Here is a 7,427-nt window from a genome sequence, read left to right on the forward strand (position 1 = left end):
AAGTGGCCTTGTCGCCAAGACCCCTTACGGCCAAGAGCGGACATAGCAACGGTCTGTTTCGAGTCCAGGAGAGATTGAAAAATATACCGTTTGTATCGCCTCGAAACGCACATGGCGTCCGACGATGTTGTCCTTAAGTTTAGATGACGTGCGCCGACAATGACCATAATGCTTTTGGTTAAAAAAATACTAATAAATTGTCACTTTATGGGAGCGATTGTGCTTTTTTAGTAGGACGGAGTACGAACTAAACACGTAATCACGGGCCCCATCTCTACAAGGCCTCTATGCTACGTCAGGGGGACAGGGTTTCGGCGAGCCAGTGCTGTGCGCCGCGCTTATAGCCGCGCGGCTAAGATTGCCTCATGTGCGGCAGACTCGATCAAAATGACGTATCCCGGCTGATAGCTGACTTCTCGTGGGTGGAGTCGGTCATCAGCCATACGGAAGCCAGCGACAGCTTCAACGTCGCGCCAGGCACGTACAGGCCTGTTCTCCACGTCGTAGGCGAGCAACATTTCGTTAGCGACCTGCATTGGGGCTATCGGTCTTGTTGGGCCGAGACGTCGGGCAAGATTCCGATCGCCATCAACACCCGGCTCGAGAAGATCTCAAACGCGTATTGGCGGGGTCTGCTCAAGAATGGTCGCGCGATCGTGCCGGCGTTCGGATGGTATGAGTGGACTGGGGAGAAAGGTAGTAAGCAGCCTTGGCACATCCACAAGCGGGATCTCACTTCAATCTACTTGGCTGCGCTGGCCAACCCAGGCCCGGTAACCGAGTCTAAGGCGCTGAACGGCTTCACAATCGTTACTGCAGACGCTCAGTGCGGCCTTCTGGACGTTCACGATCGTCGACCTGTCGTTCTTACCGCTGACGCGGCCGCGGCCTGGTTAGACCCCCTCACGCCGCCGGAAATGGCAGAGGAGATCGTAAGGATTGCAGCATTGGGCCCCGACGCTTTCGATTGGTACCCGGTAGACCCGGCGCTCGGGAATGTGCGAAGTCAGGGCGCTGAGCTCGCACAGCCGAGGTGAATACTGATCAGAATATTGTCAACTCGACATTACATTCTCTAATATCGAGTTGGCGACAGGCAAACAAAAAGCCGGGAGACCCGGCTTTGTTATCTTGTGGCGCTTTCAACGGCCAAATTTCTTAACTGAACGTGCTTTCATATCACTAAGAATATCGGCTGTCTTCCGCTTGATGAGCACTGACTCAAGAGGTGTAACGCCTCTAGCTTTTGCAGCAGGAGAGTTCGCAGGGACAAGCTGTAGCCCCCTAGCGAACAACTCAGCATTCTTGTTAAACAATTTGTACTCCTTTCTCTGCCATATACGCCTCTAACGTATCCGTGCAGATGGGCTCGTTAAGGTCGAAGCACATTGACAAAGTGAAAGCTTTCGACTTCCACCAAGCCCTGCCCTGTTCCGTGGACATGAGTTCAGCCAAGTCTTTCACGCCAGGGAACAGTGTAGCAAACTTCGCCTGGTCTGGCACGTCCATCAGCGCTTGGAAACCGTATCGCGGCCATGTGTACGCGCCGTTGTAAGAAGCATCAGCGACAGCGCGCAGGAAAATCTGGTGTATCCCAACAGTTTTCGCCATATAGGCTTGATGTGCGAACATCCGAATGCCTAATCCTTGGGCAGTGTGTTGTGGCTTCAACACTACGTACTCCACTTGGAGACAGCTGTAACTGCCTTCGTTCTGCTCAACCTCGAAGACGGCTTCCTGGGCAAGAAATTCATGGCGAACGCTCAGCCGGGCCTTTAAAGCTCGTTGCGAGCTGCCACTATCCGAATGTACCAAAGCGAGGTCAATCACGCTGCCGTCCATAGCTCCGGTTAGACCCGCGGCTACTTGATAGTCGAGCACGAAGTCGCCGATTGTATATTCTTTCGGCGAGTTAAATATAACTTTGTTGTTAAAGTATTTACTAGTGAGTGTATCTTTCGCCATCTAGCTAGTATATCAGCCATTGCCAACATGCAAGCTTCCGTGGGTTGCATGTTCATATATTGCGTGCAATACTCTCATCGTCGCAATGCAGCATTGTTGTACTCACGCAGGTCGCTCAGACCTTCTCACCCAAGCTCCAAAGTCGACTGGTCCAAGCCTATTTGGGCGAGTCTTCAAGACTCCCATATTTTGCTGTCGAACCTCGACATTAGGGAGAATCTATGCTTTCCAATCACCCCACCGATCCTCGATCTACGTGCCAACGTGGCCTGGCTAAATGCAGCCCAGCCAAAGCAGCTGAACAGTCCGACTTCGAACCGTCATCCGCAGAGAAACTCGGCCTTGAATACGTCCAGAGCATTCCGTTTGCTGAAGACGCACGAGTTGGCGGCTACCTAGTCCAAGCCGACGTAAGGCCGATCACCTACGGCTACCTCTATGGCGCCAACCCTCCAGAAGCGGACATGGCCAGAAGCTTATACAACGTCCTCAACTCATCCCTATGAAACTTTTAGACGCGATCTTCCTATCGGCTCAGATGCCAGAAGACTCTGTCATTTGCGCTCGGGAACCGTTCCACCAGAGCACTGAAGCAGTGATCGTTCAGTTTGCGGAGGACTTTTCGATTCCGCCGCAGGTAACGCAGGAAGGCTACGTCTATTTTCTTGAAACGGACGGCGTGAGTGAGTTGCTCGAGATCAGCCAAAAGCGCAATTCAAGAGAAACAAAGGCTGAGTTTGTTTTTTACTACGCTTCGTGGGATGCTTACCCAGCGTTTTACAACGATCTGGAAGACGTAGCCACACAGAGCCAGTGACTGCTTCGGGTCGATAGCGGACCTACCCGCAGCATCCTCATCAAGACTCATACCGATGAGTGCTGAATCGCAGCTGCTCTTAATTAGTTCTGCCTTGATCAAACGATTCGAGATCAGAAATAACTTTTGACCAGAAATGCTCACGCTCAGTTTGGTTCGATGGCACGTAAGCGCTTGCGAGCAAGGAAACGGGGTGTACGCCAATGAGTGATGAGATTTCTTCAATCTTTGTTATCGTGGGTGCCTTAACTCCGCGCTCCAAACTGCTGAGATAGGTTCTACTCGAAACCACCGAAAAGTCCTCTTGGGTCAGGTTCCGACTCTTCCTTGCCTTCTGCAATCCTAATCCGAACCGTTTGAGTAAGTCCACGAATACCTCCACACAAAAGGTAGGATGTACTCACGGCGAACACTTTAGGACTACAATCTATAGTGTTCATTTCAATGTGGGCTGACAATATGATAACAACACATGAAGCTGACAAGGCTGCGTTGCTTTCGTTTAGCTCAGGCATCACAACATGGCGTACAGCAACACTCAACTTAGGTACGTTGTATGTATTCTTCAACCATGGTCTAAAGCACAGTGGCAGATGGATCTTTCAGACCTCAATCCTTTGGGATAGTCGTGACGTCATAGACTTTTGCCGAAATGTCGCCAGCAATAAGGCAGCAAAAGTCGTTGATATCACTCTTCTAGAGCCATATCAACGGGGACAGGTTCGTAGTTGGAGGTTGACGACAGTACTTAAGATTTGCGTTTTCGAGGAGGACTTCGCGGAGCATCCGGTGTACTTTACCGATGCAGGGGAAGTCATCGGGCTAACACCATCAGAAGCAAAACAAAGGATGAAAACGCTATACAAAGCTCGGCAGAGCCGCACCGCTGGGAACAGCCATCGGGCAGGCAGTTAAGACTGCTCAACCGGTTCGAGTTGACGTCTGCTGCTTTCAAGCCTAGAGGAAACAATGTTCAACTCTTCGCCTGCCCGTGCTGTGATGTACGTCCGGATGTCGACAGAAAACCAGGACTACTCCACTGATCATCAGCGAGCAAAAATACGGGAGTACGCCGCTACCCGCAACCTACCCATCATACGAGAATATGTTGATGACGGTAAAAGCGGACTTGATATAAGGCGGCGTGCCGGCCTTCTCGCGTTGATGCGAGATGTTGAGTCAACACAGCGAGACTTCAGCCATATCATCGTTTACGACATCAGCAGGTGGGGGCGTTTCCAGGACATCGATGAGGCGGCTTATCATGAGCATACCTGTCGTCGTGCAGGGATCGAAGTGGTCTACTGCGGCGAACCGTTCACAGACGAAACTGGTCCGTATGCTTCGCTTCTCAAGAGCATGAAGCGAGTGATGGCTGCGGAATACAGCCGCGAGCTGTCAGAAAAGGTGTTCGCTGCCCAATCTAGATTTACTCAGATGGGTTTCAAACAGGGTGGGCACGCTGGGTATGGCCTAGGGCGCCTGGCGCTAAAGGCGTGTGGAACGCCTAGAGCAATTCTGAACTATGGAGAGTCCAAGATTGCTGCCACTGATCGAGTAGTCCTTGTATGGGGGCCAACAAATGAAGTAGCTACTGTTCGCCGCATCTACGCTCTATACCTGCATGACCAGATGAGTGTTGAAGCGATCGTCAAAATACTTAACAGCGAACAGGTCCTAAGCGAGTTCGGAAGGCCCTGGACTCAGCATATGATCAGGACCCTGCTGAGCAACGTCAAATACTGCGGTATCTTGGCTTATAACAGACGTTCATGCAGGCTATCGACGCAACGCAAGCATAACTCGCGCCACGAATGGGTCGTCAATCCGACGGCACTTGACCCAATCATAGACTCTGCGCTTTACGAACAGGTCCAAGCGGAACGAGCGCGTAGAACACACCGTCGCACGCGTGCCGAACTCATCGATCTCCTGCATGTTTGCTACACGAAAAGTGGCAGGATCAACTCGAGCATTATTACTGCAGACCCGGCGATGCCCGACGTAAAAATGTTCGCGCGACAGTTCGGATCCCTACCTCGTGCATATGAGGCCGCGGGTCTACCGAGTAGCTCGGCGTTCGCAGCGGCAGACACGCGGAAGGAAGTCTTGGCTAAGCGCAAAGAGTTACTCGCCGAAGTGATTCATCACGCTTCGATAGAGGGTGCAATGGTTGAAAGAACATCCGAGCCCTTTGCCTTGATAATAAACGGTAACCTGACAGTCAGGGTTGATGTACTGGTACGCCGAAAACCACCACGAGGTCAGGCGAACTGGGCTTTGCGCCCGAACTCGGGAATCGACTTCATCATCGCTGAGCTGGCGAATTATTCTTGTGTAAGGACGCACAATTATTTCCTGATTCCTTCCAAAACTCTGCCGTCGAAGACGGTCTACTTAACGGAAACGAATCTTGCTGAGTATGCGGCTAAAGGGTACATCTCGCTCGAGTCGATGTTCCATGGTGCTCATGTTACATATATGGAGGACGCATGCTAAAGACACTTAGCAATCGAGCCGCCATCTATGTACGCGCCTCCACGGAACATCAGAATTACTCGACTGATCACCAAGAAGCAGCGCTTCATGATTACGCAACTGCGCATAACCTACAGGTCACAAGAATTTACCGAGACAGAGGGCGAAGCGGCTTGACTCTCGACGGTCGTAGCGGGCTACTAGAACTGCTGACGGATATTCAGGCTGGGCGTGCCGGCTTCGACGTTGTGTTGGTGTACGACGTAAGTCGATGGGGCCGTTTCCAGGACGTTGACGAAAGCGCATACTATGAGTACGCCTGCCGCAGAGCAGGCATCACGGTAGCATACTGCGCCGAGCCGTTTTCGAATGATGGCTCGCCGCTAGCTACGGTGCTAAAGGGCTTGAAGCGCGCAATGGCCGCTGAATACAGTCGAGAGTTGTCTTCAAAGGTGTTTAGCGCACAGTGTCGTCACACCCAGGCAGGATTCAAGCAAGGTGGCTCTGCCGGTTACGGACTACGGAGGATCGCTGTCTCTGCAACTGGGCAGATGAAAAACGTCCTCGGCGCCGGCGAGCGCAAAAGCATGCCAACTGATCGCGTTTCCTATACCCTCGGTCCTGCACATGAGATCGAGATAGTCAATCGCATCTACGACATGTACCTGTTCGAGCGCCTTTCAGACACTGCGATCGCTCGACGCTTAAACCAGCAGGGTATCGAGAACGAGTTCGGTAAGCAATGGTCTCCATTCCATGTGAAGCAGGTACTCACCAACGACAAGTATGCAGGTACGCTTGTATTCAACCGCAGCACGCAGAGACTCAAGAGTTCACGTCGACCTAATTCACCCAGCTCGTGGGTCAAGGTTGAGGACGCCTTCGATGCGGTCGTGACGAGAGAAAAACTTGACCAAGCGCGAGCTGAACGGCGCAACCGTAACAGGCAATGGACAGACGACGAGATGCTCGATGAGCTTCGCAGCATCTTCGTTGAGTATGGCAAGGTAACTCCGGACCTCATCGACTCGCGCGGTGGCCCGTCAGTAAAATCCTATGCATTTCGCTTTAACGGCATCACTTCTGCCATGGGCCTTGCTGGGGTTAGCTGGCCCTCTCTGTCCCGCACCGCAGTCACTAGATACCGGATGCGCTGTATAACGCGTGACATCACGATCGAGTTGGAGCGTTGTGCTGCTGCAGCCGCAGCCCAGGTTAAGAAGCTTAGTCCGCGAACTTACATGGTTGAGGGCGTCGCAGTACGCATTCTCTGTACGCGATGTCGTTTTGAACGAAGTCACCCGTGTTGGAAGGTTACTTTGACACAAGACCCATCAATCGATTTCTTGATCTGGGCGCGAGCTGACCAGTCGAATGAACGAATCGAAAGGCTCTATCTTTTACCGGTTTCAGAATTTCCAACACACACTTATCTCTGGCCGTCCACACGCACGCTGCATATGTTTGAGCAATACGCACACCCGTCGCTAGCCGCAATGTTTGGACTGAGTTCAAATGATCTCTAAACGCTGTTTGTTGCAACGTATTTGCTTGAACAGGAAGTTCGTTTTGACGAAACAAGGTTGGTGCCTCAGGCTCAAATGCTGCGAGGCGTGGGAGACTGTCTATATACTTCGTTGGGAGACCGCAAATGAATACCAAAAAATTGCTCGAGGAAGCGGCAGTCGAGGCCTATCGTGCCGGCACGCAGCAGCGTCGTGCTCGTCAGCACGTCAAGAATGAGCTTGATAAAATTTCAGCCTCCGTTAGACCCAATGTTACTGACAACGGTGGAGTCGTAACAGTTCAGAAGCCAGCCGATGCAAAACCGGTTTCGAGCTTGGGAGGGGCAACGAAGGTTTTTGGCACTTCGCGCATCTCTATTCCGGAGTCTAGACATTACGCGAAGCGCTCACGCTAACGCGTTGCCTGTAGTTGACTACCTGACTCGTTGCGTCATTTAAATTCGTCCGCTATCGGTCCAGCCTGTGTAGAAACTCTTCAGCTGGATCCGTAAGCCGAATTGTACGGCTCACGGCCTAGTTTCCTGAAGCCTATAGAAGCGCCATAGCCTTGGCCGACCGTTTTCCAGTCCTCGGCAAGACCAGCAGCAAGAATGCTCCAAACAGCCCGGTTTGCGGCAAAAACCGGGCGTACGCCCTGATCC

Annotated in this window: 7 protein-coding genes; 5 read left to right on the top strand and 2 right to left on the bottom strand. The window is 52.1% G+C overall.

Going from position 1 to position 7,427, the window contains the following annotated elements; all coding sequences use genetic code 11:
• Positions 1 to 365 precede the first annotated feature (365 nt).
• Complete coding sequence (locus tag ACQ7JA_RS24775) at positions 366 to 1,037, top strand: SOS response-associated peptidase (protein ID WP_430902365.1); 672 nt, start codon at positions 366 to 368, stop codon at positions 1,035 to 1,037.
• 271 nt (positions 1,038 to 1,308) lie between these two features.
• Here ACQ7JA_RS24775 and ACQ7JA_RS24780 read toward each other — a convergent pair whose 3' ends face one another.
• Positions 1,309 to 1,965 (bottom strand): hypothetical protein, encoded by a 657-nt coding sequence (locus ACQ7JA_RS24780; protein WP_430902366.1) that lies wholly within the window; start codon positions 1,963 to 1,965, stop codon positions 1,309 to 1,311.
• 502 nt (positions 1,966 to 2,467) lie between these two features.
• On the opposite strand from ACQ7JA_RS24780, the gene ACQ7JA_RS24785 reads away from it, so the two are divergent.
• A complete protein-coding gene (locus ACQ7JA_RS24785; protein WP_430902367.1) occupies positions 2,468 to 2,782 on the top strand; it encodes a hypothetical protein in 315 nt (104 codons plus the stop codon).
• A gap of 79 nt (positions 2,783 to 2,861) precedes the next feature.
• Here the strand turns inward: ACQ7JA_RS24785 and ACQ7JA_RS24790 are convergent, their stop codons facing one another.
• Positions 2,862 to 3,164 (bottom strand): helix-turn-helix domain-containing protein, encoded by a 303-nt coding sequence (locus ACQ7JA_RS24790; protein ID WP_430902368.1) that lies wholly within the window; start codon positions 3,162 to 3,164, stop codon positions 2,862 to 2,864.
• 587 nt (positions 3,165 to 3,751) lie between these two features.
• On the opposite strand from ACQ7JA_RS24790, the gene ACQ7JA_RS24795 reads away from it, so the two are divergent.
• From ACQ7JA_RS24795 to ACQ7JA_RS24805, 3 genes are all read left to right on the top strand, one after another.
• Positions 3,752 to 5,281 (top strand): recombinase family protein, encoded by a 1,530-nt coding sequence (locus tag ACQ7JA_RS24795; RefSeq protein ID WP_430902369.1) that lies wholly within the window; start codon positions 3,752 to 3,754, stop codon positions 5,279 to 5,281.
• Positions 5,275 to 6,786: a recombinase family protein gene (locus ACQ7JA_RS24800; protein ID WP_430902370.1), complete on the top strand. Its 1,512-nt coding sequence runs from the start codon at positions 5,275 to 5,277 to the stop codon at positions 6,784 to 6,786. Before ACQ7JA_RS24795 ends, ACQ7JA_RS24800 begins: the two co-directional genes overlap by 7 nt.
• Before the next feature lie 125 nt (positions 6,787 to 6,911).
• Positions 6,912 to 7,181 (top strand): hypothetical protein, encoded by a 270-nt coding sequence (locus tag ACQ7JA_RS24805; protein ID WP_430902371.1) that lies wholly within the window; start codon positions 6,912 to 6,914, stop codon positions 7,179 to 7,181.
• The last annotated feature ends 246 nt before the right edge of the window (positions 7,182 to 7,427 follow it).

Source organism: Massilia sp. BKSP1R2A-1 (assembly GCF_050586525.1).
Classification (GTDB): domain Bacteria; phylum Pseudomonadota; class Gammaproteobacteria; order Burkholderiales; family Burkholderiaceae_D; genus Telluria.

Bases quoted from the DNA above. Each gene is read 5' to 3' on its own strand.
- ACQ7JA_RS24775 (WP_430902365.1), top strand. From the start codon at position 366: ATGTGCGGCAGACTCGATCAAAATGACGTATCCCGGCTGATAGCTGAC.
- ACQ7JA_RS24780 (WP_430902366.1), bottom strand. From the start codon at position 1,965: ATGGCGAAAGATACACTCACTAGTAAATACTTTAACAACAAAGTTATA.
- ACQ7JA_RS24805 (WP_430902371.1), top strand. From the start codon at position 6,912: ATGAATACCAAAAAATTGCTCGAGGAAGCGGCAGTCGAGGCCTATCGT.
- ACQ7JA_RS24800 (WP_430902370.1), top strand. From the start codon at position 5,275: ATGCTAAAGACACTTAGCAATCGAGCCGCCATCTATGTACGCGCCTCC.
- ACQ7JA_RS24785 (WP_430902367.1), top strand. From the start codon at position 2,468: ATGAAACTTTTAGACGCGATCTTCCTATCGGCTCAGATGCCAGAAGAC.
- ACQ7JA_RS24795 (WP_430902369.1), top strand. From the start codon at position 3,752: ATGTTCAACTCTTCGCCTGCCCGTGCTGTGATGTACGTCCGGATGTCG.